Consider the following 26,536-nt stretch of genomic DNA (forward strand, 5'->3'; position numbering starts at 1 on the left):
GTAAACGTCAAAGTTTTAATCCTTGATTACCCTCTTATTTTATTGCAAAATAAATAAGAATAATTACGATTTATAGGAGGTACTATATGCGCTCATTTCCATCTAAAGAAGAACGGCACCAGCCATTCGGATCTGTACCGCCAACTCTTGGCACAAAACCTTTGCAAAAAGAGGACATGACGGACATTCAAAAAACAGAACAGGATTTTTATTTTCATCTTGAACAAGTCGGGATCTGCCGCATGTCCTATCCGGTACATATCGTGTCTAAAATGGCACCACAGCGCCAGACAACTACTGCTGAATTTACACTGTGTACATCCCTGCCAGCTCACCAAAAAGGCATTCATATGAGCCGTCTCACTGAACAGCTGCACTCGTTTTATGAGAGCAGCAAGCCGCTTGATGTGAATGCCCTAAAAGAATTGTCGGCAGCGCTCGCCCGGAAAATGAATCAATCCTCTGCTTCCGTTCAAGTTTCCTTTCCATGGTACATAGAAAAACAGAGCCCAGTCACCGGGCAGTCAGGCTTGATGCATGCGACTATCACATATGACGTCCATTTTCATGAAAAGGACGGATGGACCTGTCACGTCGGCCGTGATGCACAGGTCACGACATTATGTCCCTGTTCCAAGGAAATCAGTGAATATGGTGCACATAATCAGCGCGGATCTGTTTCCATTCTAGTAGGGTTGTTTGAACAAGCTTTGCTTCCTGACGACATCAAGGCCGCTCTTTTACATATCATTGAGTCTAATGCGAGCGCACCGCTTTATCCCGTGCTCAAAAGACCTGATGAAAAGAAAGTGACGGAAGAGGCTTATGAAAATCCGCGCTTTGTAGAAGATATCACAAGATTAATTGCCATCGAATTATATGAGCAGCCATGGATTAAAAGCTTTCAAATCGAGTGCCGTAATGAGGAATCCATTCACCAGCATGATGCGTATGCCAAATGCTCCTATCAAAAAAGCCTGTAGAGCAACTCTACAGGTTTTTTAATTTCACTTCTTTATTCATTTAATTCCTCAATCATAAGCGACAGTTCTGTCCAGCGGTCCATTGCTTGTTCTAATTCTTCCGCGACGGCTTTTTGTTCGTCCATCAGCTCTTGAATTTTTCCAAAATCACTGCCTGCCTCTGCAATGCTGGCTTCGAGCTGCTGATGTTTTTCCTCTAATGCCTGTATCCGGTCTTCAATCCCGTCCCATTCAAGCTGGTCTTTATAAGAAAGTTTTTTTCTCTTTTTAGGTGCGGCTTCTACTTGTTTCTCAGCAGGCTTTGTCTCTGTCCGCTTCTGCTCTTTTTCCTGTTCCATATAATCGCTGTAAGCACCTTGGAAGTGTGAAATGCGGCCATTTCCTTCAAAGACAAGCAGGCGATGAACCACTCGGTCTAAGAAATATCGATCATGGGACACGGTGATGACGACGCCAGGGAACTGCTCTAAATAATCCTCTAAAATACTGAGGGTCTCTGTATCAAGGTCGTTCGTCGGCTCATCTAAAAAGAGAACATTCGGCTCTTCCATTAAGACCTTCAATAAGTACAATCTGCGGCGTTCTCCCCCTGACAGCTTACGAATATACGTCCGCTGCATCGATCTTGGGAAAAGAAAGCGCTCCAGCATCTGCTCTGCTGTCACAATGACGCCATCAGACGTCTTGACGATCTCAGCTGTTTCCTTGATATACTCAATGATGGTCAGTTCATCATTCATTTCCTTGTGATCCTGCGTGTAATAGCCAATACGAACGGTTTGTCCAATGGTCAATTGTCCTGAGGTCGGTTCGATTTTACCCGCTAAACAGTTTAGTAAAGTGGTTTTGCCGACTCCATTCGGTCCGATAAAACCGATACGATCGCCCGGCACGACTAAATCTGTAAACCGCTCCACAAGGGTCTGGCCAGCAAATAAAATCGATAGGTCTTCTGCCTCTATCACTTGTTTTCCCAGGCGGTGCGAGCCGATGGCAAAATCAAGCTCTCCCTTCGCATCAGGTCCTTTTTGATCCTTCAGCTCTTCGACTCTGCCGATACGTGCTTTCTGCTTTGTCGTTCTTGCTTTTGCTCCTCGTCTCAGCCATGCAAGCTCTCGTCTAAGCAAGTTTTGACGCTTCGTTTCTTTCACATGAGCCTCTGCTTCCCGCTCCGCTCTTTTTTCTAAAAAGACTTCATAATTTCCTTTATACGTATAAAGCTGCCCTTGATTTAACTCATAAATCCGATTGGCCACCCGGTTTAAGAAATAACGATCGTGCGTCACGAGGATGACAGCACCGCTATATTGGCTTAAGTATCCTTCAAGCCATTCAATGGTGGCATTATCAAGGTGGTTGGTTGGCTCATCTAAAATCAGCAAACCTGCAGGCTGAATTAAATTTTTAGCAATGGCGACACGTTTTTTCTGTCCGCCTGATAATGCATGAACAGAGCGGCTCACATCTTTCACGCCAAGCTTTGTCAAAATCGTTTTTGCTGAAAGGTTCGCATCCCAAGCGTCTTCTTGGTCCATTCGGTTTTGCATGCGCATCAGCGCCTCTTGTTTTGCCTCATTTTGCGGATCATGCTCTAAATCGGCGAGTGCCTGTTCATACGCCTTCATCGTTTGAATCATTGGTGCCGTTCCAGAAAAAATATAGTCAAGAATCGTTTCATTTCCGCTCATTTCAGGATCTTGCTCAAGAAATTCAATATCAAGTGTCCCTGCTTTCGTGATGTCACCTTCCTCAAACGATTCAAGTCCTGCGATGACCTTTAGAAGCGTTGACTTCCCTGTTCCATTTGGTCCAATCAATCCGATGCGTTCTTTTGGTTCTATATGAAAAGAAATATGATCAAACAGCGTTTTCTCGCCATAGGTTTTATATAATCCTTCAACATTCAATAAACTCATTTTATCAGCCCTTACATAGATTCTTCCTTTATTTTAAATCAGCCAGTAGCAGAAAACTAGTTTTAAAAAACCCGCTGCTGAAAAGAATGTTTCCTTTTGATGCTCGATACACTATGAAGAGGTGATCTAAAGATGATAACCATTAGCTTATGTATGATTGTGAAAAATGAAGAGGAAGTGCTGGCAGACTGTCTTTCTTCTGTTCAAGACATCGTCGATGAAATGATCATCGTTGATACGGGATCAACAGATCAAACGAAGGAGATCGCTCATTCCTTTTCAGCAAAGGTGCTGGATTTTGAATGGGTCCAGCATTTTGCAAAAGCACGTAACTTTGCTTTCTCACATGCAGCGAAAGAGTATATTTTATGGCTTGATGCTGACGATGTTCTGCTTGAAGAAGACCGCCAAAAACTGCTTCAGCTCAAGCAGACACTTGATCCCTCAGTGGATGCCGTTTCGATGTTTTATCATGTGGGATTCGATGAGGACGGTCAGGTAAATTTCAAATATAGAAGAAATCGCCTTGTGAAGCGTTCGTTGAACTTTCAGTGGTACGGAGCCGTTCATGAGTTTCTTCAAGTGTATGGCAACATCCTTCCAGCAGATATCGCCGTCACACATCAAAAGCGCAAGAAAACAACTGCTGGTGAGCCTGGGCGCAACTTGCGAATTTATGAAGACATGCTGGCAAAAGGAGAGGACATGACGCCCCGTGATCTCTTTTATTTTGCCAATGAATTAAGAGACAACGGGCAGCATGTCAGGGCGATTCGTTTTTATCATGAATTTTTAAACACAAAACAGTGCTGGATTGAGGATGAAATTCGCACATGCCAATATTTAGCGGACTGCTATTATGCGGCAGGCTTTGAGGAAGCGGCCTTATCCTCATTATTACGTTCCTTCTTATATGATCAGCCACGGCCAGAATTTTGCTGCCGGATCGGGGATCATCTAAAAATACAAAATAAACATCAGGCGGCCATCTTTTGGTATGAGCAGGCGCTGAAGGCTCCTGAAAATGAAACAGCCTTCACACTTACACAATATAAAACATGGTATCCTCACCTTCAGCTTTGCTACTGTTATTATCAGCTCGGTGACCTAGAGCAAGCCAAAACTCATCACCGTGCCTCCTCCGCCCATCATCCGACTCATCCAAGTGTCCTGTACAATGAAAAAATATTTGCTGAACAGATATAAATCTTCTGTCACCACATCCGCCTTCCATCTCCCGGCGGATGTCTCTTTTTATACGCTTATTCGGTTGTGACGTTTAACACTTTAGTGATTTAAAGCGTTTTTCAACCAATTGACTAAATTGTCATTTGCGCATATACTAACATTCGTCTTACGAAAAGATTTATCCATTAGGAGGTCAACATGAGTTCTTTATTTCGAAAAAAATCTCTCGACCAGCTCATGCTTGAAAGTCAAACAAAGCGGCTCAGCCGTTCGTTGAATACGTTTGATTTAATCTTGCTTGGCATTGGCTGTGTGGTCGGGACTGGAATCTTTGTCATTACGGGGGTTGCTGCGGCAAATGATGCGGGACCTGCGATTATTATATCTTTTATTTTGGCTGCGATTGCATGCGCCCTTGCTGCTTTTTGCTACGCTGAATTTTCCTCGTCCATTCCTGTGTCAGGAAGCGTCTATACGTATTCCTACGCAACACTTGGGGAATTTCTCGCCTTCTTAATGGGCTGGGATCTCATGCTTGAATATGTCATTGCACTCTCTGCTGTAGCAAGTGGATGGTCGTCCTATTTTCAATCACTGCTCAGCGGATTCGGTCTGCACATTCCGAAGGCTTTATCAGCTGCACCTGGAGCCGCTGATGGGGCCGTCTTTAACCTTCCAGGCGCACTCATTATTTTGCTCATCACCTTTATCGTCTCAAGAGGCGTCAAAGAAAGCACAAAGCTGAATAACATTATTGTGCTGATCAAAATTGCCATCGTCCTGCTCTTTATCATTTCAGGCTTTGCTTACGTCAAACCTGAAAACTGGACACCCTTTATGCCAATGGGCTTCCATGGCGTGATTGCTGGAGCGGCAACTGTCTTTTTTGCTTACCTTGGATTCGATGCAATTGCTAATGCATCTGAAGAAGTCAAAAACCCGCAAAAAGCGATGCCAATTGGAATCATCGGTGCGCTCGGTGTTTGTACGATTTTATACATCGGGGTTTCATTCGTCTTAACAGGCATAGTTCACTATACGAAGCTGAATGTCAGTGATCCTGTCGCTTTTGCTCTTCAAGTGGTTGGCCTGAATAGTGTCGCTGGCATTATATCCGCAGGTGCTATTATCGGGATTACGACAGTGTTAATTGCACTTGTCTACGCTCAGGTTCGTTTAACCTTTGCCATGAGCCGAGATGGACTCATGCCGAAAATCTTTTCAAACGTTCATCCAAAATCTAAGACACCAGTTGCCAACACTTGGCTGACAGGCGCTGTTGCGTCATGTATCGTTGGATTCGTCAACTTATCAACACTTGCTAATTTAGTCAGCATCGGTACACTTGCGGCCTTTACGGTGATCTCTATCGCTGTGATCGTACTCCGGAAAAAACATCCGAATATGAATACAGCTTTTAAAGTGCCCTTTGTCCCTGTCTTTCCTATAATTAGTGCGGTCATTTGTATGATCTTGGCTGCCACACTGAAATGGGAAACATGGAGAGCCTTCCTCATCTGGATCGCCATCGGTGTTGTTGTCTATTTCACCTATGCAAGACGAAAAAGCCATCTCAATGAAACACATTAGAAAAGAGACACGGGAATTCCCGGTCTCTTTTTCTCTTAAATCACGCTGTTTTTGACTGAATTTGAGTCCACCATATCTGGATCTAGCACGCTTGAAATCGGAATGACAAGCGGTGAACAATCTCCATTGTCCTCACCAAAACCTTGGTTCATTTTCATTGAGAGAAAATAATCAATCTGCTGATAAGGTCCTAGCGTCAGTGATGCACCCCGATCCATTGCATTGATTTTAAAAGCACCGACATTGACGACTGAGGGTGAGAATAACATCACACGTCACTTCCTTTGAATGGGTTTAGCTGCTGGTGAAAAAGAGGCAGGTGAGTCCACTTGATCTCGATCATCTACATGGCTTTTTGTACCGACAAAACCGCTGGCATCTCCAAAATTCTGTCCGTAACCCTGATTTTTTTTATCTGAGTTTTGCCACTCTGCTAACAAATTTTGTCCGACATTCACCGCCGACGCATTTTCAAAGGAATTAATTTTTAACATGAAAATATTAATATTGATATACGGAGTTGGTTGAACCACAGATAAACCTCCTTTTTATAGGTATATGCAAGCACCCATCAAGTATGTTAACGGGAGGTCTTCACATGGACTTCGAAAAAATGAAGCAGTGGATGGATATTGCCCAGCAAATGCATGGAGATGATTTTTGGAAAATGATCTTCGATGATGAGCAAAGATCCCCCTTTATGGCAAACGGTCCATCTCCATTTACATTCACACAGCAGGATCAGCGGGGATCAGATGCGTCGTTTCCTCCAATCGACATGGTGGAAACCCATGCAGAAATTCAATACTTAATTTACTTGCCTGGCTACCGAAAGGAAGATGTTCAGGTGTTATCATATGGTGAATATTTGGTTGTGAAAGGACAGCGTTTTTCCTTTTTTAACGAGCAGGACTTTCGCCAAAAGCAAGGGAAGTATGGTCCGTTTGAAAAGAAAATCCGCCTTCCAGAAATGATTCTTGGTCAAATGAATGCTGCCTTTAAAGACGGTGTACTTTACATCCGCCTGCAAAAGGATGAAGGAAAAGCGACTGCTATCATCATAGATGACGAATATTGATACTCACTGCGTCTATTTGATCACGATCATCAATTGTTTCAATCGGCAGGATCGTGATCACGCCATCAGCATTCTGTTCCCCAAAGCCATTGTTTCGTTTGATCGTACTGCAATGATTGCGAACAAACGTCGAGCCGAACGTCATAGATGATCCTGTGCCAATCGAATTCGTTTTCATATGGGCAATGTGAATCTGAGTAGGCAGCATGTGCGTCTCCCCTTTCTTGTCATCTCTATAAGTATATACGGGGCAGCTTTTCCATAGACTAGAGCAAGGCGGAAGAAAAGGTTGTGGTCTACTTGAAACATTTCATTCAATCACTCTTAAAAAAAACTGAATCCAGTCCATCCCCATCTGTCGTTGAGCTAGAAAAAAGACTCGCCGCTCTTGAGCAAAAAATGTCTGCACCAGCTGCTCCTGTCTCAGAGGATACACATATCCATATCGAATCCCTGCGCGTGGACAAAATTGATTACCATTTAGAATTTGGGGAGCTTTCTATTGACCAGCTTCAAGGCAGGCTCAATATTGGGGCAACCTATTACACGCCGAAGGACACGCGCATCAAAAAATCCACACAAGCACCGAAGCCAAAAGAAACAAAAACACCGGTTGTCTCGATTCGATCAAAGCCTTCCTCTTCTTAATGCGCTCAGCTTTTCAGCACAATCGGCAGCCAGAAATAGACTGCAAGAACTATCGCCACAATACTGATGATGTTTAGCCAAAAGCCTGCCCTGACCATATCAGATATTTTCAGCACGTCCGCACTAAAGACAGCGGCGTTTGGCGGTGTGGAAATCGGCAGCATAAACGCACAGGAGGAAGCCAAAGCAGCCGCGGCCATTAACCCATACGGCTCTATGCCAATTGCCAAACCAAGCCCCACAGTGATTGGAATTACCATATTGGCAACAGCCGTATTAGACATAAATTCAGTCATAAAAAGAACAGCCGCTGTTAAAATGACAACGATCATGAAATAAGAAAGACCGTTTAACAGTTGAAGCTTCTCCCCCATCCAGCCCGTCAAATCGGTTTCTGCAAATCCAGTAGCAAGCGACAAACCGCCCCCGAATAAAAGCAGCAATCCCCAAGGAAGCTGTTTCATATCAGGCCATTCTAGGATTCTCTCACCAGTAGTTGATGGAATGAGGAAAAGCAGCATCGCACCAAAAATCGCAATGGATGTATCAGATACATAGAGATTTCCAAACAAAAAGGATTTAAAAATCCATAAACACGCTGTCATGAGAAATACCGCAAGAACCCACTTCTCCTCTTGTTTAATCCTTCCCAATTCCTTCAAATCCTTTTGAATGAAATGTGCTGTCATATCACTCCGATGCTCCACTCGAAACTGAATCTTTGTTAAATACACATATAAAAGAAGCAGCATGACGACCGTGACAGGGAAGCCAAATAAAAACCATTCAAAAAACATAATTTCACGATCCAATAACTTTTTGGACATTGCGGCAAACACTGCATTTGGTACTGTGCCAACGAGTGTGGCCAAACCGCCGATGGAAGCAGAATACGCAACGGACAGCAGTATGCTCTTACTAAATTTTTCAAGTGAAAGCCCTGTCAACATCTGATTCGCTTTCACCTCTTTAATGATCGCCAGTGCCACAGGAAGCATCATTAAAGCAGTCGCTGCATTTGAGATCCATAACGATAAGAAAGCCGTCGATACCATGATACCAAGGACGATACGATCACTTCTTGTACCAATGAAGCTGAGGATATGCAGCGCCATTCGTCGATGCAAGTGCCACTTCTCAATCGCAATCGCAATCATAAAACCGCCCATATACATAAAAACAATCGGATCACCATAAGATTTTGCCGCTGCATCCATCGGCAGCCCTCCAAGTGTTGGCAGCAAAATAATCGGCAAAAGAGATGTTGCTGGAATTGGCAAGGCTTCTGTCACCCACCAAGCAGCTGTCCATGCTGTGACGGCAAGTACCACCTTAGGCGCATAGGCCAGTTCAGTCTCTGGGATGAACAGCATGAGGATGAGAAATAAACACGGTCCAAGCAGTAATCCTATGATATTGACTTTTTGATATGCGATGAAACATCCCTCCATTTTGTCATCACTTTCTAGCGAATTCTTCCTTAAGGTCCTTCGATGATATGAAGTGATTTCCTTTTTCTGAAGAACAGGTAGAAAGACATGTTTAACACAGGGAAATTCGGCACCCCAAATGACAAAATCACGGTTCATTTGTCTCATCTCACGAGCAAGGTTTCTATGAGAAACTATACAAATCACGACCAATCACTGTAAAATATAGAGGATCTAATCTAAAATTGAGGTGTTTTCATTGAAGTATACAGATCAAAAAAAATCATTTTGGAAACAGAAAAAAGTCATCATCCCTCTTCTTAGCATCATCTTAGTTGCTGCTGCTTTCTTTTTCTTAAAAGATACTCTTTTCTCAAAAGAAAAAGAGGCTTTAAAAGCCGCTCAAAACTTTACGAAACATATGGAGAAGAAAGACTTTTCGAAGCTGGCAGATGAGGTGACAAGTGCATCTTTGAAAGCCAATGACTTTTCAAAAAAACAACTAGCCGAAAAATACGATAATATTTTCAACGGCATTGGTGCTTATGATCTGAACATATCAAAGCTCAACGTTGAAAAACAGGACAAAGGAAATGGGTATCAATTCTCTTATGATGTAACGATGAAAACGTCTCTTGGCAAGCTGCATAAGCTGTCTTACAAGGGCACTCTCTCCGAAGAAGATGACAAGTGGAAAGTGGACTGGAAACCAAATCTCATCTTCCCGCAAATGGAGAAAGGAGATACCATCAAGGTCAAATCAGACCCTGCTGTCCGCGGAAACATTGTCGACCGAAAAGGACGTACGTTGGCAGAAACAACTGGTGGAAACGCACTTGGCATCATTCCAGGAAAGCTCGGAACAGGTGAAGAAAAAAAACGCAATATCAAAAAAATCAGCAAAGCTTTTGATATAGAGGAAGAACTAATCAACAATCAGCTGAAACAAGCATGGGTCACAGACGACACGTTTGTCCCGCTCAAATCGATGTTAAAACAGAAGCCAATTCCAAAGGATGTAAATGGCGTCACCTATCAATCAAAGGAAATGCGCTACTATCCATATAACGAAGCCGCCGCTCATCTCACCGGGTATGTCGGAAAAGCAAATGCGGATGATATCAAAAGAAATCCAGCATTAAAAGCGGATCAAATCATCGGCAAAACCGGACTTGAATTCACATTTGATAAAAACTTACGCGGCCAGGATGGCGGAAGCATTCTCATCGTCCATGATGAAACAGGCATTGAAGAAACATTGCAAAAATCAAATCGAAAAGATGGAAAAACAGTGAAGCTGACGATTGATGCATCTTTACAGAAAAAAGCCTATGATCAGCTGAAAGGTGAAAAAGGGGCCGTCACAATCATGAATCCATCATCAGGTGATCTATTAGCGCTTGTCAGCGCCCCTTCCTACGATGTCAATCTCATGACAAACGGGATCACACCTAAGCAATATCAGGCATACAGTGAAAACCCAGACCTTCCATTCCAAGCTCGATATGCGAGCCGGTATGCACCAGGGTCCACATTTAAAACTATTACAGCAGCCATTGGGCTGGAAACAGGTGTCACAAAGCCTGACAAAGTGCGCACCATTCACGGACTGAAATGGCAAAAGGATCAATCTTGGGGAAATTATCGCATCACACGGGTTCACGATAAAGAAAAAGTAAATATGGTCGATGCCCTTGTGTACTCAGACAATATTTATTTTGGACAGGAAGCACTCGAAATCGGCAAAGACACCTACGAGAAAAAAGTAAAAGCATTTGGATTTGGCGAAGACTTACACATGCCATTTACAATGAAGCCTGCACAAGTATCGAACGATGGCATTCAATCAGATATCTTACTGGCTGACTCAGCGTATGGCCAAGGCGAATTACTCATGTCACCGATTGAACAAGTACATGCCTATTCTCCATTTGCCACAGGAGGCAAGCTTGTCTACCCACGGGTGATTCAAGATGAAAAAACAGCATCACCAAAACAAATCATCAAAGAAGACTCGGCAAACACAGTGAAAGACGCATTGACTAAGGTCGTGACCAGTCCAAACGGTACAGCCCACTCCTTACAAATCGAAGGAGCGGATATTGCCGCTAAAACGGGAACGGCAGAATTAAAAAGCAAACAAGGTGCAACAGACGGCACTGAAAATGGATTTTTACTAGCGTTTAATCCTAAAAAAGAAGATTACGTCCTCGTCGGCATGATCGAAGGTGTGAAAAACCGGGGCGGCAGTGGACTCGTCGTTCAAAAAATGAAGCCTGTGATCGCTTCTTTTTATAAATAACACTTTAGAGACACACGCTTCATCAAGCGCTTGTGTCTCTTTTTTTCTAAATCATGACAATTTGCTATTGTTTTATAGTTCACCTTATGAATAAAATGAGAAGAATGCAAAAAACAGAAAACAGATAAATGAAGGGAGGAAGTCTCATTGGCCATTGCTGCTCGTACAAAGGATAAACCTCAACATTCTGTTACCGGCTCAACGGTTTATCCCATCTTATTGATTATTGGTATTTGTCATATGCTGAACGACACATTGCAAGCCGTTATTCCTGCGATGTTCCCTATTTTAGAACGATCAATGGGGCTGACCTTTACACAATTAGGGCTGATTGCCTTTACATTAAATATGGTCTCCTCCGTGATGCAGCCTGCAATTGGGTGGTACACAGATAAACGGCCGATGCCTTATGCACTTCCGATTGCTTTATTTTCAAGTGCTGTCGGTATATTCGGACTCGCGTTTGCTCCATCCTTTGCCACCATTCTGCTTTGTGTTGTCTTTATCGGACTTGGCTCTGCGATCTTCCATCCAGAGGGCTCCCGTGTTGCCAACATGGCAGCTGGTCCAAGACGAGGACTTGCACAGTCCATCTATCAAGTAGGCGGGAATACAGGTCAAGCCTTTGCTCCGCTTATCGCTGCATTAATGCTCGTCCCGCTCGGTCAGACAGGCGTGGCGTGGTTTACGATTGTTGGAATGATGGCGGTCGGTTTCCTTCTTTATATTTCAAGATGGTACGCAGGAAGGCTTCAAACCATTCGGGCCGAAGCGAAAAAAGCTCCTGCAAAAGCTGCCAGATCTGATATTCATCGTAAATCAGCACTCATTGCACTTGGCATTATCGTCTTTCTCATCTTTGCCCGCTCTTGGTATGGAAATGCCATTTCGAATTTCTATGCGTTTTATGCCATTGAACAATACGGTTTGACGATTAAAGAATCACAGACTTATATTTTCTTATTTCTCATTCTAGGTGCAATTGGGACATTTTTAGGCGGGCCGCTTGCAGACCGCTTTGGCAAGAAAAACGTCATTTTAGTTTCCTTATTGGCATCCTTCCCACTTGCCCTGCTGCTGCCATTTGCCGGACCCGTTTTTGCTTATGTTTTACTCGGACTGATTGGGCTCATTCTGACATCAAGCTTCTCTGTCACCGTGGTCTATGCCCAAGAACTATTTCCCGGGAAAATTGGCACAATGTCTGGTTTAACTGTTGGGCTTGCGTTTGGTATGGGTGCAATCGGATCGGTTGCCCTCGGCTCATTCATTGATGCCTTCGGCTTAACGCCTACCATGATCGGTGTTGCCTTTTTACCGATATTAGGCATCCTAGCCTTCTTACTTCCTAGCGACCAAACCATTTCCAAATGGAATGAATCATAAAAAGAAAACCGCTCAATAATGAGCGGTTTTTTCATCTCTCATAAAAATGCGTGTCAGGAACATGCTTCTTCGCAATAAATCCTTGCTTAAATTCTGGAAATACCTTTTGTACCTGTTTAATCTTTTGATGAACCAAGTCGGCATATGGAATATACAAATGATCCACAAGCTTCTGTTCTTTCATATAATAATACCAATTAAGGTTAAAGGTATTCTCATCAATGATCGTAAAGGCAGAAAAATGATAGAACAAAAGTGGACATTCGTCGAGATACATATCTCCTTTTACAACTGAAAGCTTGTAGTTTTCAATGTTCCAAATCGCCGCATTGGCTCCTTTAGATGCAACGATATGAACCCCTTCAAAATCATCAACCCATCTTTCCACATACCGCTGATCTCCGTACGTCTTTTTTTCTGTATCCATTTCTACTGTACAATGTGCAAGACAGTTTTCTTTCCATTGCGTGACTGCCTGTTTGGCAACATCTGTGTTGCGGCAGCCTACAAACCCAGTATTAAAGCGGCCAGACAACTCATAAAAATGATAGAACCGCTTGGAATTCATATGATCCGTCAAAAATAAATGAGCGCTTGGATTCTCTGCAAAAATCGCCTCTGGATCATGATAAAAATACAAATCCGTATCCAGATGGGCAAGATAATCCACATCTGAGGACTCAAGAATTTTGAGCAGAAAAGCAGGCTTTAACGTCCAGCAATACTCATGAAACGTACGATCTTCTTTTGCCTTTCGCAGCGTGTCATCTTCAATGTCCTCAAGCTGTTCATATTGAACATGCGGGTGAGGGAACTCCTTTAATACCTTATAAGCCAAAGGGTCTGCACATAAAACGGACAGCTTGAATGCATGAGCGTTTTGTTCAAGCGAATGAATCAGCGCCAAAAGCTTAAAAACATGGGTATTCGACACAATGGTTGTAAAGTGATAAGACGCCATTTACAACACATCCACTTGGAACAAATCAACACGTAACAGCTCTTTCGTCAGCCCTTGAATGGCTTCTACAAGCACCATGCAGCCATACTCCTGACGTGCAAGCTGCGCCGCTTCTGCCAGCTTTTTTAAAGGAACTTGCTTGGCTGTCAGCATATCTTTTTTATCCCGTTTGATGCCTACATTCCGCTCTGTGATCAAATGAAGCAGCTCTAAAAAATAGGATAACAGGTCATCAAATGCTGGATTCTCACGCAGCTGGCGAACTTCTTTCACAATATCATTTGTCACAGTGTGAGAAAACGGACCAGAGAAAGCCAAATGGACATCAATGGCATCAATATTGTTGTACTTCTCACACATATACAAAATGTTGTATTTGATGTCATCAAACGACGTTAAATTACTTGGATGCTCTTGATGCACACTCATGATATCCTCTCGCAATTCAAAGGAGAGACCAAGCTGATTCAGTCGAATCCCTAAATCATAATCCTCAAATCCGTACCGAACGATATCTTCATCAAACATCCCTAGTGCCATGACATGCTTTCGTTTAACAGAGGAGTTATTTGTAATAAAAAATCGCCATGGCAGCTCATAAGAACCTAAATCGTAGTGGTACGTTTCCAAAATGTCTTTCAGGATATCAATAAACTCAGACTGCAAATCGAAGCTTTTCTCTAGAAATGCACCATTTTCGACTTCTTCCATTGATAAAAGAGGCGTTTTGTCCTCCATTTTCCGCTTATACAGCCCTTGCTTTTTCAGCCGCTTCATATGATCTTTATCAAATGCTGTGTAAAAATAGCGATAAATCCGCTTCCAGCACACACCGCAAATAACGAGATCCTCTCGATCAGCATGGGCCTCTGCATGCTTTTGAATAAATCTCGGTTCTGCCAGCATATCACTGTCATGAAAAATGAGCAGATCTCCCTCCGCCTCGCGAATGGCATGATTACGCCCCTTTGCAATTCCTTGATTGACAGGAATACGCACCTTTTTAAACGGGAAGTTCACCTCAATGTTCTCAAGCATTTCCATCGTGCCATCCGTTGAGCCATTATCGGCAACAATGACCTCAAATGGAATATCTGTTTCCTGAAGTGTTAAGGAAAAAAGGCTTCCTTCTAAACGCTCTTTGGCATTATAGCTTGGAATAATGACGCTTACCTTTGGCTTTTCATTCATGCGTCACCCTCCTCCCCTTTGGCATAGCCGTTAAACAGCGGATCAACCTGCTCCACAGATTCAATCACATGGCGAAGCACTTCCCGATAGGCTTCTTGGAAAAACGGCAGGTCATTTCGTCCTTTTTCATGAATTTGCTGCATCTCATCCTTGCTCACAATCCGAAAGCCGCTGAAATGATAGCAAATGAGCGGGTGCCCATCCTCCAGAAGAATACGTCCATTCTCCTCCCGATAAGAATGCTGCCCATAGTTCCAATGACCAATATTCACGCCTTTTGTCTCAATATCTTCTACTTTGTCAAACAGCCTCGGCATATGATCTAGATATCCTTGATCGCCAAACTTGCCTTCTCCCGGTGCATTTTTACATTCTTTTAGACATTCTTCTTTCCACCAGCTGAGGCATTTTCGTCCGGCTTCATCTCCTTTAAAATGCAGAAAGCCAGAGTTATAGCGTCCTAAAAGCTTCTGAAGCATCTTCACTTCCTCTGCATCAAAGCTTGGAATGACAATATCCCCTCTCGAAATTAAAACAGAAGCATTCGGCTGATGTTGAAAAATAACCTGAGGGCTCTCATAAAAGAACAAATCCGCATCAAGATAGGTCACGCTCTCTGCCTGCTCCTGTTCAAATAACCACTCAATCCAAATCGGCTTTAAGGTCCAGCAATATTCCGATGCATCCCGTTCCTCTTTTTTCTCCAGCAGCTCTGGTGTTTCGAGCTCCCGTACATGAACAAGCTCCACATGCGGGAAATTCATTTGATGAAGCAAATCAAATGCAGCATCATCCATACATAACGTCTTGATGACAGCATCATCTTCTACTTGCTTCAACGATAAGAAAAACGCAATGGCTTGATAAAGTCTTCCACTTGAAAGAACCGTACAATATATGCTGTTCATCTTTTTACACCTCTATTTTTGAAAAAATTCGCGGTACCATTCAATCGTCTTCTCTAAACCTTCATCAATGGAGTAGTCAGGCTTCCAATCAAGCAGCTTTCTCGCTTTCTCTGCCGACAAATATTGATGCTTAATTTCATGTGTTCCTTGGTTCAAAATACGAGGCTTCAGCTCACTTCCCATTGCCTTTAAAATCTTATCCACAAGCTCAAGCACTGTCAGCTGAATTTCGTTACTAAAGTTAAAGGCTTCTCCCGCCAGCCCTTTTTCCTCCATCTTCTCAGCTAGCAGCAAATAAGCCTTCACTGCATCTTCAATGTAGAAGTAATCACGAATAAATGTCCCGTCACTTCTAATTTCCGGCGCCTTTCCTTCAAGCACAAGCTGAATGGTTTGCGGAATGATTCTGTTGAAATTCAAATCCCCGCCTCCATATAAATTACCGCAGCGTGTTATACAAACCGGAAGACCATATGTGTTGTAGTACGTATGAGAAATAAGATCTGCACAGCTCTTCGAGACATCATACGGATGTTTCCCGTTTAACGGCATGTCTTCATCATATGGAAGCTGCTCTTGATCACCGTATGCTTTGTCACTTGATGCCACGATCACTCGTTTGATGAGCGGCTGTCTTCTGCAAGCCTCCAGCACATTCCATGTCCCTAAGATATTCGCTTCAAATGTAGAAACAGGATGTCTATTCGCGACCCCAACAATGGCTTGGGCAGCCAAATGGAAGACGGTGTCAATTTCATATTCTCCTAACGCACGTTCAATTGTCTGCATATCCTCTAATGCGCCTTGCACCACATTCATTTTTTCAAATTGACTGCCTTGATATAAATTCGATCGAGGCACCTGATCACGCACAAGTCCAGTCACGTTTGCCCCTTGATCAATCAATTCCTTGACGAGATAGCTCCCTAACAGCCCTGTACATCCAGTTACAAATACGTTCTTTCCATTCCAAAATCCGCTCATGCTGTCACCAAACCTTCCATGGTTGTTTTCCATCTGTCCACATGTCATTGATTTCCTTCAGGTTTTTATACGTATCAATTGCTGTCCAAAATCCGTGATGCTCATAAACGGCAAGCTCTCCATCATTCGCCAGGTTTTGAAGGGGTTCTGCTTCAAACACGCATTGATCATCGTCTGTCAAATAATCAAATACCTTTGACGACAACACAAAAAATCCTCCATTGATCATCCCGATACTGTCTGTCTTCTCAGAGAAGGATTGTGCCATCCCGTTATACACCTTCAGTGTCCCATACTGGGACTTCTTTTCAATTCCTGTGACAGTCGCAGCTGCTCCAAGATCCTGATGACGTTTAAGCAAATGAAACATATTGATATTGGCCAGTCCATCACCATACGTCATCATAAAGGTCTCATCACCAATGTAATCCTGTGCCTGCTTTAAACGTCCGCCTGTCATCGTATCTTCACCTGTATCTAAAAAGGTGATTTTCCAGTTCTCCGATTTCCCTAATAGCTTCATTTCTCCTGTCGCCATATCGAGCTGCATGCTGTGGTGCTGCCAGTCGTAGTTCAGAAAATACTCTTTGATCTTCTCTCCTTTATATCCAAGCAATAGGATAAATTCGTCTACACCGTAATACTGATAGATTTTCATAATATGCCATAGAATAGGCCGATCTCCGATCATAGCAAGTGGTTTAGGAAGCGCTTGTGTGACCTCACTCATTCTCGTTCCCTTTCCTCCGCAGAGAATGACTGCTTTCATCTTCTCCCCTCATCTCTCTATGAATATTTTTGATTAAAACCCTATCTTTATGCGGAAAATCAGTACATGTACCCCCATACTTTGTCCGACATCAGGTTTTGAATCTACTCTATTCATATGTCGAAATGAGAGAGTGTGCCACCTAGCATTTAACTATTTTTACAAACAAAAAAAGAGCGAGATTCATATTCTCGCTCTTCCAAAGTTTAAATTGTATATTTTCAGGGTAGATGGTATGATAAACATGTGCATAACCAGCACAAACAGCCTCTTTCTACAAAGAGACTACTAGATTGAATGAATTCAAGTGGCAGCTTGCTTCATTCTCAATATGAATTACGGAGGTGAATTCCCATGGCACAAAACGTTCTTTGTGAAGTGAACTCTTGCCGTTTTTGGGCTGAAAACAGCTGTACCGCTTCTACCATTAAAATTGGTAAAAACACGATGACTGAAGTGACTCGCAATACTGAAACTGATTGCGAAACATTTGAAACAAAATAATCTATTTTTCTCTGAGATGAAGGAACTGGCAGGTTCCTTCTTTTCTTTTATCATTCTATCAAGAATGATAATTATTATCAAGTGTTTTTCAATAAACATTTCTCGGGAAATAATGACACGATATTTCTCCATTCGTTGACGATTTTCACTCCTTTTTCTATACTCAACATATCCGAAGAAGAAAAAGTGGTGACCAATCAATGGATTTTACGATACGTTTTCTATCATTCTTTGTCGTGGAAATCGAAGGCAAAGATGAACAAGCAAATAAACGGTTTAAACATTATCAAACACTAGATCAAGAAGAATTTGAACAAAGTGAGCTGAAGGACTTTTTAGACGGTGAGCTGAAAAAAATCGTCAAACGAAAAGTGGACAGACACCCTAAATCTGAACAAGTACCGACCAAAATTGGCCGATTTATTGTAGAACCCGGTCATGAGCTCGATTCAAATCCAAACTACAATCTATTTCATCAAACGAGATTTGCAGATACAAAAGAATTGTTTAATGAATGCAGTGAACAGTTTGTTCGCACATATTTAGATACAAGTGCTGTCAGAGGCGGCGTTTTTTTAGTTGCTTCTGCTGTTCCTAAAAAGTATTTCGATGATTCCTTTGTCTTTATTATGAAATGCGATTTCGAACAGAAAGTGGCTTCCATCGCTGATACATCTACTTTGATCAGAAAAGTCGAAATGGCCATTACGACAAAAAACATGAAATCGATTCAATACCCGTTCATGCCAGAAGAGGGCATGACAGAGGAAGCTGAAGTGAAAATTCACCAATCGTCACACGCTCGTTATTTTGAGGACTTTTTGAAGTTCGTCGAATACGGTGAATCCATGCCTGAAATTATGAAATCACAGGTTATGAATATGGTACAGGAACAGGTTTTTGAAACATTACAGGATGAAAGTGAAGAATTAAAGCAGTTTGAAGAGGATCTTGAAATATGGGAAGCGAGTGAAAAGCGAGAAATTAGAGAAACACTCGATACAGAACAGGTCACGTTAGCGGCCTCCCATATTGTTGAACAAACCCCTGATATCACAATGAAAATGCGTCTAGGCGAAACGGAAATCAAAGGTCTTCTAGCAGACTTTGGCCACTCGATCCATATTGCAAAGGTCAACAATCGATATGTCGTGCTCGTTGAAGCAGACCAAATCGTCTTCGAAAAAGGAAGCACACCTGTTGAATTTCATAAACCAAATGGTTTAAAAGAGGTGGTCAGCCAGCTGACGCAAAAAGCCTATGATTCAGATGTAGAATAAGAAACCATGACTGCCTCTTGCATTCAGCGCATGAGGCAGTTTTTTAGTATAATGATTGATTTTTTACGCTGGATCAGAAGAAACATGCAGCTCCCTGCCTCTTGCCCACATGCTGACAAGCAATAAGCTTATGATGAGCATCAGCCAAAAGACGCTGCTTGATCCAAAAAACTGAATCATCGTATACCCGCACAAGGGTCCTAAAGCCGCTCCCATATCTTGAACAAAGGAATAGCTTGCGAGGAAGCGATTTTTATCTGTTTGAGCAGAGGCTTTTTGAAAGGCAAGTGTATCCGTTAATGTCGTTAAGATCGTTGACAGCAGCTGGATCAAAAGCAGCATCACAAGAAACCAGCCGCTTACCTTCAGCATGACCGCAAGAAGACTGAGACCTCCAAACGAAAGAAACATCCAGCAAAGCATTCGTTCCTTCATCACAAGACGATCAAACCATCTGCCTGTTTTCGGTGCTACAAATGGTTCCCATCCCCATCTGAGCGCTTGAATGATTCCACTTAATGCCGAAGCTCCGATGACAAAGCCGAACAGAGCAAATTCACCATGACCGATCCTTGCTTCAATGACATGGCTCAGCGTTGATGCGAATAACCCTTGTATCACAAGCGCAATCAGCATACCTGTCATCAATACTTTCACAACATCTCGTGCAAGCCATCTCTGTTTGATGACTTGATACACCTGCCCGTCTTCGCCCTTTTCAATCTCATCCAAAGAGACATAAAAGATGAGCCCAAGCAATGTGAGTAAACCAAAGACAAGCGTCATGGATTGGAATCCGATCAGGCTGGCGAATATTCCGCCAAATAACATGCCAAATAAACTGCCAAGCCGGTAAAGCCCATTATAAATACCCGTATAATGCCCTTGTGAGCCTTCCTCCATCTCAGCAAGTAATCTCATTCCACTCATACGCAATAACGTCCATGCCAGCCCCCAAGCGCAGCGGCAGATCAGCAGCAGCCAAAAGCCGCTCACACCATAAAGCACTGTGGTCACGGACGCAATCAAAATAGCGATCAATACACCGGTCTTCATTGGGACAAATCGATAAAGCCACCAAACGACAGGCGTTAGCGGGATGCGGATGAATCGGTTAATGGACAGCAGCAGCCCGACCTCCCAAATAGATGATAAACCAATCTCTTTCCAATAGATCGGAAGAACAATATAAAGCATTGAATCTCCAATCAGTGCAAATGCTGTGATAAGCGATATTGACACCACTTGCTTTTGACGATGATCCATTTTCCCTTCCCCCTTCGCTATCTTTACGATAAGGGATGCCTTATAATAAATCTAATGAATGTTTTTGATTAAACCATCAAAATAATTGATAGGTGGTGCAAAATTGAATTTACATGCCCTTCGGATTTTTGCAAAGGTCGCAGAGACAAAAAGCGTTACACAAACAGCAGACGCGCTATCTTTGACACAGCCAGCTGTGACGGCTCAACTTAGAAGCATTGAAAGTGAGATCGGTTTCCGTCTTTTTAAACGAAATGGCAGAGGCATTACACTTACGGAAATGGGGAAAATTCTATATCCTTATGCCCGGCAAGTGTTCGAGGCTGAAAAAGAAGTAGAATATCAGATCACACTTTTACAAAACGGAAAAAAGGGGCGGCTCCGCATCGCTTCTACCTATGTACCACTTAACTTTTTACTTCCAGATTGGCTTGCTGCTTTTAAAACATCTTCACCACAGACAGAAATTGAATTAAAAAGCGGAAACTCCGCTCAAGTTTTAGAGAGCCTGCTTCAATATGAATCAGATGTGGCCATCGCTGTGATCGAGGATCTGCACCATGAGGAAATTCTCACCTCTCATTTAACGAATTTAAGCTATGATTTTATTGTGCCGGCAGACCATCCGTTGAACGGAAAAACTGTCCCGCTAGAGCGCCTGAGCCAGGAGCCTTTTTTGATGCGTGAAGAAGGCAGTTCCACAAGAGATAAGCTCTTTTCATTATTTACATCGAAAGGGATCAAAAAACCGACCGTTGATTTACAATTCAGCGGTGTTCATGAAGCGATTCAAATGATCAAAGCTGGATATGGCATCACACTTGTTCCCCGTGATGCGGTTCAAGGCAGTCTCAAGCGGCAAGAAATTGGGCGCGTGTACATTGAAGGCATTGAGATCGTCAGACCGGTTGTTGTGTGCAAACGGGCGAATGATCTTGAAGAAAATAGAACCGTGGATGCCTTCCTTCAAATGAAAGGTATCGGTCCATTTACTACGCCTGCTGCCAATTAAAAAAGTGCCTGCTTCAGAAACAGGCACTTTTTTTCTATTCGGCTGGCTGCACGATGTCAAACGGTACAGCTTTTGAGGCTTTCACTAATTGTTCTGGTGTGATGAGGATTTCATTTCCCCATTCGCCTGCCCCAACACCTAATATCTCCTCTTCTAATAACGAAGCCTCAATAATGGTGCGGAATCCTTCTGGCTGCCAGCAAAACGGCGGAATCGAACCAATTCGATAGCCCGTCACTTCAAGAACCTTCTCCGGTGAAGCCATTTTAATATTACGGGAGCCGGCCGCTTTCTTTAGTTTCCCTGACTTAATATGCTGGTCAGCACCAACCATCACAAGCAGCTGCTCCCCTTCTCCTGTTTCAAAAATCAATGTTTTAATCATTTGTCTTTCACGAAAACCAAGGGCTGCCGCTACATTTGCTGCTCCCTTTTCTGTTTCGGCAGAAAATGTTTTGATCTCATATGGGATGCCGTGTTTGTCCAAAAAGTCATGTGCCGGTAATTTTTTCAATCGATTGAACCCCTTTCCTTCCAATGTCCTTCATTTAGCTTATCACAATCTTCTCATCCTTAAGATGTATTTTTCAATGGAAAGCCTCTGGACACACCATCACCATGCTATACTAAACTTGTTTTTGAAAAGGAGCCGGTTTGATATGGGAAACAAGTTTTGGTGTTATACAAGCAGTAAAAGCCTTCTCATGCTGAGTGATATTCTATTTGTCATGACGATCACGTTTGTCATTTATCAAGATACACAATCTGTTGCCTATGCGGCTGTATTTCCGCTGATCAGAACAATATGCCAGCTATTGGCTGGGCTCTTCTCTCCTGTTTTAACCGATTACTTTCAAGCTGGCCGGCTATTGAAATGGGTCCCGCTTTTACGTCTTGGGATGCTCATCGTGTTTACAGCCCAATTTCACTTCTTTCAGCAGCATATGGTCTGGCTGTTTAGTGCGCTCATTTTGATTTCCCTCACAGGCGGGTTCATCAGTCCTTTAATGCAGGCCATCATGCCGATGCTTGTGCCAGCAAATCAGCTTGTGAAAGCAAACAGTACAGCCTCCATTTTTCATCAAATGGTTCAAATCGCCGGCTATTCGTTCACTGGAATGCTCGTCCTATGGATCGGGCCATTTTCTTTAATGTGGATTACTTGTGTCATGATTGTGTTGTCTTATCTATTTTTCATCCCTGTCTTTCCTCTTCTCAAGCAAGAAGAGACGGTTCGAAAAGCAAATAAGATGAACAGCTTCAAAGATGGCTGGACGATCATTTGGAAAAATAAAACGGTGCGCACCCTGACCTTTATGGATGTTTGTGAAAATATTGCGGGTGCTGTGTGGATCGGGGCGATTACGCTTGCCTTTGTCACACATGATTTAAAGCAAGGTGAGGAATGGTGGGGTTTTATCAATGCCGCTTATTATACAGGTGCCATCATAGGCGGGCTCTTAGCTGCATGGATGAGTCAGTTTATTCAAAAACAGCTTCTCCTCTATATGGCAGCTGGTTCATTCATTTATGCAGTGCTGACCATTGTCTATTCACTGAACAGCCTGCCGTGGCTTGCTTTGGTGCTTTGTATTTTGATGGGGCCTGCCTACCAAATCCGAGATGTTTCGCAGCAAACCATTCTTCAAACGGCAACGCCAGTACGTGATTTATCAAAGGTGTATTCGGCTCACTATGTCCTTTCTTCTGTATCTGTTGGTTTATCTATTTTCTTTGTTGGATTGATTGCAGATGCATACGGGGCGAGGTCTGTGTATTTGCTGGGCGGTCTGTTTGTGCTCGTCTGTTCCGGCATTGCCATCCTTGCTTTTATGAAGCAGAAAAAAGAGAGCAGCTGATGTATGCAGCGGCTCTTTTACTTTTCTTTTAACATCGCAAACATGTCACGGGCCATTGCTTCTAAAATATACACAACTGGCGTCTGTGTGGTGATATTGGCTCTGTGGACCCGCTCATCTGTGACGTAGTAGGCAATATTTAAATCTGAAATGCGTGAAATCGTGCAGTGCTGGTTATTCGTAATACTAATGATTGTGCTACCTTCTCTTTTTAACTTCGAAATATGATCAATCGTAATACTGTTCTCTCCTGATACAGACAGCACAATGGTGACACTATTGTCTAAATACTGCATATTCATCGGGAAAAACGGATCATTGATGTAAAATGAAAATTTCTCAAGACTTGAAAAGTACCTCGCCCCATACTGCGCCAAAATGCCAGAACTGCCAGTCCCGATAAACAGCACATTTTTTGCCTCAGCAATGAGCTTCGCTGCCTCCTTAATTTTCCCCTCAAAGTCCCCCTTCAATGTTCGTTCAATAAATTCATATAGAAAGTGCTGTGTGCTTTTTAAAGAAGGTGTCTGCTCTGATTCCAAATACATTTTAAGCTTCACTTTAAACTCTGAAAAGCCTTCACAATTTACTTTTCGGCAAAAGCGAAGGACAGACGAGGTGGAAATATGCGCAGCATCTGCAAGGTCTCGAATTCTCATATACACGACCTTTTCACTGTTTTCCATGATATATCGGTATAAAGCGCTTTCTAGTTCATTAAAGCTGGAAATGACCTCACTTGAAAACATCTGACTTCCCCTTTCTCCAACACCATGTCACAATGTGTTTCTTTTATGTAACAAATCTCTAAATAGGGCACCCTTGCCTAAAGACGCTGAAGTCATTTACGCACGAGATGCTCTCACGATAAGCTATAGATGTACACAATAAAAAAGACTTTTCTCTATTATAACATTGCGCGTTACATTATTCGGAGGTGCAGAACATGGCAAAAGGATTAAAGGTTGTCACAATTGGCGGAGGATCAAGCTATACACCAGAGCTTGTAGAAGGATTCATTAAACGGTACGATGAATTTCCGATTAGCGAGCTTTGGCTCGTTGATATTGAAGCGGGAAAAGAAAAGCTTGAAATCGTCGGAAATCTTGCAAAACGCATGGTCAAAAAAGCAGGTCTTCCGATCGAGGTTCATTTAACTTTAGATCGCAGGAAAGCACTTGTAGATGCTGATTTTGTCACAACACAATTCCGTGTCGGACTTCTTGAAGCACGTATGAAGGATGAACGCATTCCTTTAAAATATGATGTCATTGGTCAAGAAACAAATGGTCCAGGAGGTCTATTCAAAGGACTTCGCACCATTCCTGTCATTCTTGATATTGTCAAAGATATTGAAGAGCTTTGCCCGAATGCATGGCTTGTGAATTTCACAAATCCAGCTGGTATGGTCACTGAAGCCGTTCTTCGTTATTCAAACCATCGCAAAGTCGTTGGTTTATGCAACGTGCCTATCGGCATTCGCATGGGAATCGCCAAAGGACTTGATGTCGACGCAAGCAGAGTCGAAGTCAGCTTTGCTGGATTAAACCATATGGTCTTTGGACTCAATGTATTCTTAGACGGCAAAAGCATCATGGACCAAGTTATCGAAGACATGGCTGATCCAAACTCCAGCATGTCGATGAACAACATTCAAGCGATTCCGTGGGATGCTGATTTCTTAAAAGGGCTTGGCGTCATTCCTTGTCCGTATCACCGTTACTACTACAAAACAAGTGATATGCTGGCTGAGGAAAAGAAAGCAGCAGCAAACGAAGGAACTCGTGCAGAAGTCGTTCGCGCATTAGAAAATGATCTTTTCGAGCTTTACAAAGACCCTGATCTCGACATCAAGCCGCCACAGCTTGAAAAACGAGGCGGTGCCTATTACAGTGATGCAGCTTGTAACTTGATTGCATCCATTTATAACGACAAGCATGACATTCAGCCTGTAAACACCATTAATAATGGGGCAATTAGTGACATTCCAAATGATTCTGCCGTTGAACTCAACTGCGTTATCACAAAAGACGGTCCTAAACCAATCGCTGTTGGTGAAATGCCAGTCGCTGTCAAAGGACTCATTTCTCAAATTAAATCCTTTGAACGTGTAGCTGCTGAAGCAGCCGTGACAGGCGATTACAACACAGCTCTTGTCGCAATGACCATCAACCCGCTTGTCCCATCAGATGCCATTGCAAAAAGCATCCTAGATGAAATGCTAGAAGCACACAAAGAATATTTGCCACAGTTCTTCAATAAAGTAGAAGCATAAAAAGAAGCCGCACTTGTCGAAAGTGCGGTTTTTTATTTGGCTGCAAACAGGCGGTCCATCTTAGGGCGATCATAGTCTAATAGCCAGTGCTGTAAGCCTTCATAGACTGGTCTTAAACACTCTGGCTCTGCTGCAATGAGATCACAGCCTCGATCATCATATAAGTGAAAAATCATCTGTTTTGAGAGATTGATAAGATAGATTTCATACCCCAGTTTTCCCTTCAAAATCTGATTTGGCGTAAAAAAATCTTCTTGGCACATCGCATGAAGCAAAGGGCGCAACCGAATATCTCGCAGACAGCAGTTGATTGTAAACCGCTCTAACTTCATGCTCTCTTCAATTTCTGGGTGTACATAGGTCAAAAGCTCGTGACGCAATCGGTAACGCATTTTCCGATTGACATATTTTTGATAAACCAAGAGCTTACGCTTCGTTAATTCATGTTCATGTTCTGTATACACATCCGTTACAAGCAGCATCTCGTCTTCTGGATCAAAAGCATATTTCACAATCTCGAAAGCACGATCCCCCGCTTTTTCTAATACAACCGTTTCCTTTCCTAATGACCAATCTGCCACTTCAAACCGAAGCCCAATAGGCCACCCATAAAAAAGCGGCGGCGTGAGGATAAGATGAGGAAAATGATTTTTTAAAAATCTATTGGTTTGATCGCTCATTTGCTTCCCTTTCACTCGTTTTATTTTTTATTTTACCGTTGAAACATATAGGAAAACAATTGGAAATAAACTGTCATTTCTTATATGATAGAAAGAGATGGAGGTGTGGCCAATTGAAAACATCAAAATGGTTTTTACAAGTGTTCCTTACAGCACTGATCACCATGTGGATACAGGCTGGACTTGATCAAACGAACATCATTCAGATCACCAATGTATGGGTCGATGTCAGCAGCTGGATCCTGATCTTCTTTGTTATCTACTCACTTTTTGAATGGACAGCTCACGTCTTAGCAAAACGGAAAACCGCTCACCACTGAACATCT

Annotated in this window: 27 protein-coding genes; 13 read left to right on the forward strand and 14 right to left on the reverse strand. The window is 42.8% G+C overall.

Annotation, left to right across the window (positions count from 1 at the left end):
• Positions 1–86: 86 nt before the first annotated feature.
• Positions 87–983 (forward strand): GTP cyclohydrolase FolE2, encoded by an 897-nt coding sequence (folE2, locus tag NSS92_RS10790; protein ID WP_340867840.1) that lies wholly within the window; start codon positions 87–89, stop codon positions 981–983.
• A gap of 32 nt (positions 984–1,015) precedes the next feature.
• Here the strand turns inward: folE2 and NSS92_RS10795 are convergent, their stop codons facing one another.
• Positions 1,016–2,899: an ABC-F family ATP-binding cassette domain-containing protein gene (locus tag NSS92_RS10795; protein ID WP_340867842.1), complete on the reverse strand. Its 1,884-nt coding sequence runs from the start codon at positions 2,897–2,899 to the stop codon at positions 1,016–1,018.
• 132 nt (positions 2,900–3,031) lie between these two features.
• Here NSS92_RS10795 and NSS92_RS10800 point away from each other — a divergent pair, with 132 nt between their 5' ends.
• A complete protein-coding gene (locus NSS92_RS10800) occupies positions 3,032–4,105 on the forward strand; it encodes a tetratricopeptide repeat-containing glycosyltransferase family 2 protein (RefSeq protein ID WP_267587956.1) in 1,074 nt (357 codons plus the stop codon).
• Between the two features lie 180 nt (positions 4,106–4,285).
• Positions 4,286–5,677: an amino acid permease gene (locus NSS92_RS10805; RefSeq protein WP_340867845.1), complete on the forward strand. Its 1,392-nt coding sequence runs from the start codon at positions 4,286–4,288 to the stop codon at positions 5,675–5,677.
• Positions 5,678–5,712: 35 nt separating this feature from the next.
• Here the strand turns inward: NSS92_RS10805 and NSS92_RS10810 are convergent, their stop codons facing one another.
• Complete coding sequence (locus NSS92_RS10810) at positions 5,713–5,946, reverse strand: hypothetical protein (protein ID WP_034282744.1); 234 nt, start codon at positions 5,944–5,946, stop codon at positions 5,713–5,715.
• Positions 5,947–5,952: 6 nt separating this feature from the next.
• Positions 5,953–6,210, reverse strand: a complete 258-nt coding sequence (locus NSS92_RS10815) for a hypothetical protein (RefSeq protein ID WP_003213975.1) — start codon at positions 6,208–6,210, stop codon at positions 5,953–5,955.
• A gap of 65 nt (positions 6,211–6,275) precedes the next feature.
• On the opposite strand from NSS92_RS10815, the gene NSS92_RS10820 reads away from it, so the two are divergent.
• Entirely contained in the window at positions 6,276–6,755 is a 480-nt protein-coding gene (locus tag NSS92_RS10820; RefSeq protein WP_024424582.1) for an Hsp20/alpha crystallin family protein, read from the forward strand.
• Here NSS92_RS10820 and NSS92_RS10825 read toward each other — a convergent pair.
• On the reverse strand, positions 6,736–6,963 hold the full coding sequence (locus tag NSS92_RS10825) for a hypothetical protein (protein ID WP_039177063.1): 228 nt from the start codon (positions 6,961–6,963) through the stop codon (positions 6,736–6,738). The genes NSS92_RS10820 and NSS92_RS10825 overlap by 20 nt on opposite strands.
• An 83-nt stretch (positions 6,964–7,046) precedes the next feature.
• Between NSS92_RS10825 and NSS92_RS10830 the strand changes: the two genes are divergently transcribed.
• A complete protein-coding gene (locus NSS92_RS10830) occupies positions 7,047–7,403 on the forward strand; it encodes a hypothetical protein (protein WP_445661641.1) in 357 nt (118 codons plus the stop codon).
• Between the two features lie 5 nt (positions 7,404–7,408).
• On the opposite strand, the gene NSS92_RS10835 is transcribed toward NSS92_RS10830, so the two are convergent.
• On the reverse strand, positions 7,409–8,854 hold the full coding sequence (locus NSS92_RS10835; protein ID WP_340867854.1) for an SLC13 family permease: 1,446 nt from the start codon (positions 8,852–8,854) through the stop codon (positions 7,409–7,411).
• Between the two features lie 238 nt (positions 8,855–9,092).
• Here NSS92_RS10835 and pbp4 point away from each other — a divergent pair, with 238 nt between their 5' ends.
• Together pbp4 and NSS92_RS10845 are read left to right on the forward strand one after the other, a co-directional pair.
• Entirely contained in the window at positions 9,093–11,135 is a 2,043-nt protein-coding gene (gene pbp4 / locus NSS92_RS10840) for a penicillin-binding protein PBP4(5) (RefSeq protein WP_267587951.1), read from the forward strand.
• Between the two features lie 147 nt (positions 11,136–11,282).
• The gene (locus NSS92_RS10845) at positions 11,283–12,521 is read left to right on the forward strand and encodes an MFS transporter (RefSeq protein WP_111291767.1); all 1,239 of its coding nucleotides are present in this window, start codon (positions 11,283–11,285) and stop codon (positions 12,519–12,521) included.
• Positions 12,522–12,552: 31 nt separating this feature from the next.
• Here the strand turns inward: NSS92_RS10845 and NSS92_RS10850 are convergent, their stop codons facing one another.
• Genes NSS92_RS10850 through rfbF form a run of 5 tightly spaced genes read right to left on the reverse strand, consistent with a single transcriptional unit; the run spans position 12,553 to position 17,334 of the window.
• Entirely contained in the window at positions 12,553–13,482 is a 930-nt protein-coding gene (locus NSS92_RS10850; RefSeq protein ID WP_267587950.1) for a putative nucleotide-diphospho-sugar transferase, read from the reverse strand.
• On the reverse strand, positions 13,483–14,673 hold the full coding sequence (locus NSS92_RS10855; protein ID WP_340867861.1) for a glycosyltransferase family 2 protein: 1,191 nt from the start codon (positions 14,671–14,673) through the stop codon (positions 13,483–13,485).
• Positions 14,670–15,581, reverse strand: coding sequence for a putative nucleotide-diphospho-sugar transferase (locus tag NSS92_RS10860; protein ID WP_340867864.1), 912 nt, complete (start codon positions 15,579–15,581; stop codon positions 14,670–14,672). The genes NSS92_RS10855 and NSS92_RS10860 overlap by 4 nt, the downstream gene beginning before the upstream one ends.
• Positions 15,582–15,593: 12 nt before the next feature.
• The gene (locus NSS92_RS10865) at positions 15,594–16,565 is read right to left on the reverse strand and encodes a GDP-mannose 4,6-dehydratase (RefSeq protein WP_025092661.1); all 972 of its coding nucleotides are present in this window, start codon (positions 16,563–16,565) and stop codon (positions 15,594–15,596) included.
• A gap of 4 nt (positions 16,566–16,569) precedes the next feature.
• Positions 16,570–17,334, reverse strand: a complete 765-nt coding sequence (gene rfbF, locus NSS92_RS10870; protein ID WP_267587947.1) for a glucose-1-phosphate cytidylyltransferase — start codon at positions 17,332–17,334, stop codon at positions 16,570–16,572.
• Positions 17,335–17,688: 354 nt separating this feature from the next.
• Here rfbF and NSS92_RS10875 point away from each other — a divergent pair, with 354 nt between their 5' ends.
• Both NSS92_RS10875 and NSS92_RS10880 read left to right on the forward strand, forming a co-directional pair.
• Positions 17,689–17,838 carry a DUF1540 domain-containing protein gene (locus NSS92_RS10875; protein ID WP_072367870.1) on the forward strand — a complete coding sequence of 50 codons (150 nt, stop codon included), beginning with the start codon at positions 17,689–17,691 and terminating at the stop codon, positions 17,836–17,838.
• Positions 17,839–18,038: 200 nt separating this feature from the next.
• Positions 18,039–19,118 carry a DUF3900 domain-containing protein gene (locus NSS92_RS10880; protein ID WP_142946400.1) on the forward strand — a complete coding sequence of 360 codons (1,080 nt, stop codon included), beginning with the start codon at positions 18,039–18,041 and terminating at the stop codon, positions 19,116–19,118.
• A 63-nt stretch (positions 19,119–19,181) separates the two neighbouring features.
• Here the strand turns inward: NSS92_RS10880 and NSS92_RS10885 are convergent, their stop codons facing one another.
• Positions 19,182–20,384 carry an MFS transporter gene (locus tag NSS92_RS10885; protein WP_340867870.1) on the reverse strand — a complete coding sequence of 401 codons (1,203 nt, stop codon included), beginning with the start codon at positions 20,382–20,384 and terminating at the stop codon, positions 19,182–19,184.
• A gap of 103 nt (positions 20,385–20,487) precedes the next feature.
• Between NSS92_RS10885 and NSS92_RS10890 the strand changes: the two genes are divergently transcribed.
• Positions 20,488–21,396 carry a LysR family transcriptional regulator gene (locus NSS92_RS10890; protein WP_340867872.1) on the forward strand — a complete coding sequence of 303 codons (909 nt, stop codon included), beginning with the start codon at positions 20,488–20,490 and terminating at the stop codon, positions 21,394–21,396.
• 34 nt (positions 21,397–21,430) lie between these two features.
• Here the strand turns inward: NSS92_RS10890 and NSS92_RS10895 are convergent, their stop codons facing one another.
• On the reverse strand, positions 21,431–21,910 hold the full coding sequence (locus tag NSS92_RS10895; RefSeq protein ID WP_024424568.1) for an aminoacyl-tRNA deacylase: 480 nt from the start codon (positions 21,908–21,910) through the stop codon (positions 21,431–21,433).
• A gap of 145 nt (positions 21,911–22,055) precedes the next feature.
• Here NSS92_RS10895 and NSS92_RS10900 point away from each other — a divergent pair, with 145 nt between their 5' ends.
• Entirely contained in the window at positions 22,056–23,255 is a 1,200-nt protein-coding gene (locus NSS92_RS10900; RefSeq protein ID WP_340867876.1) for an MFS transporter, read from the forward strand.
• Between the two features lie 17 nt (positions 23,256–23,272).
• Here NSS92_RS10900 and NSS92_RS10905 read toward each other — a convergent pair whose 3' ends face one another.
• Positions 23,273–24,004, reverse strand: coding sequence for a MurR/RpiR family transcriptional regulator (locus NSS92_RS10905; protein WP_039177027.1), 732 nt, complete (start codon positions 24,002–24,004; stop codon positions 23,273–23,275).
• A 197-nt stretch (positions 24,005–24,201) separates the two neighbouring features.
• Between NSS92_RS10905 and NSS92_RS10910 the strand changes: the two genes are divergently transcribed.
• Entirely contained in the window at positions 24,202–25,530 is a 1,329-nt protein-coding gene (locus NSS92_RS10910) for a 6-phospho-beta-glucosidase (protein ID WP_041116119.1), read from the forward strand.
• Between the two features lie 32 nt (positions 25,531–25,562).
• On the opposite strand, the gene NSS92_RS10915 is transcribed toward NSS92_RS10910, so the two are convergent.
• Positions 25,563–26,210: a DUF3885 domain-containing protein gene (locus tag NSS92_RS10915; RefSeq protein ID WP_340867881.1), complete on the reverse strand. Its 648-nt coding sequence runs from the start codon at positions 26,208–26,210 to the stop codon at positions 25,563–25,565.
• Between the two features lie 113 nt (positions 26,211–26,323).
• Between NSS92_RS10915 and NSS92_RS10920 the strand changes: the two genes are divergently transcribed.
• The gene (locus tag NSS92_RS10920; protein ID WP_340867883.1) at positions 26,324–26,530 is read left to right on the forward strand and encodes a hypothetical protein; all 207 of its coding nucleotides are present in this window, start codon (positions 26,324–26,326) and stop codon (positions 26,528–26,530) included.
• Positions 26,531–26,536: the final 6 nt, after the last annotated feature.

This window comes from Bacillus sp. FSL M8-0166 (assembly GCF_038008825.1).
Classification (GTDB): Bacteria; Bacillota; Bacilli; order Bacillales; family Bacillaceae; genus Bacillus; species Bacillus safensis.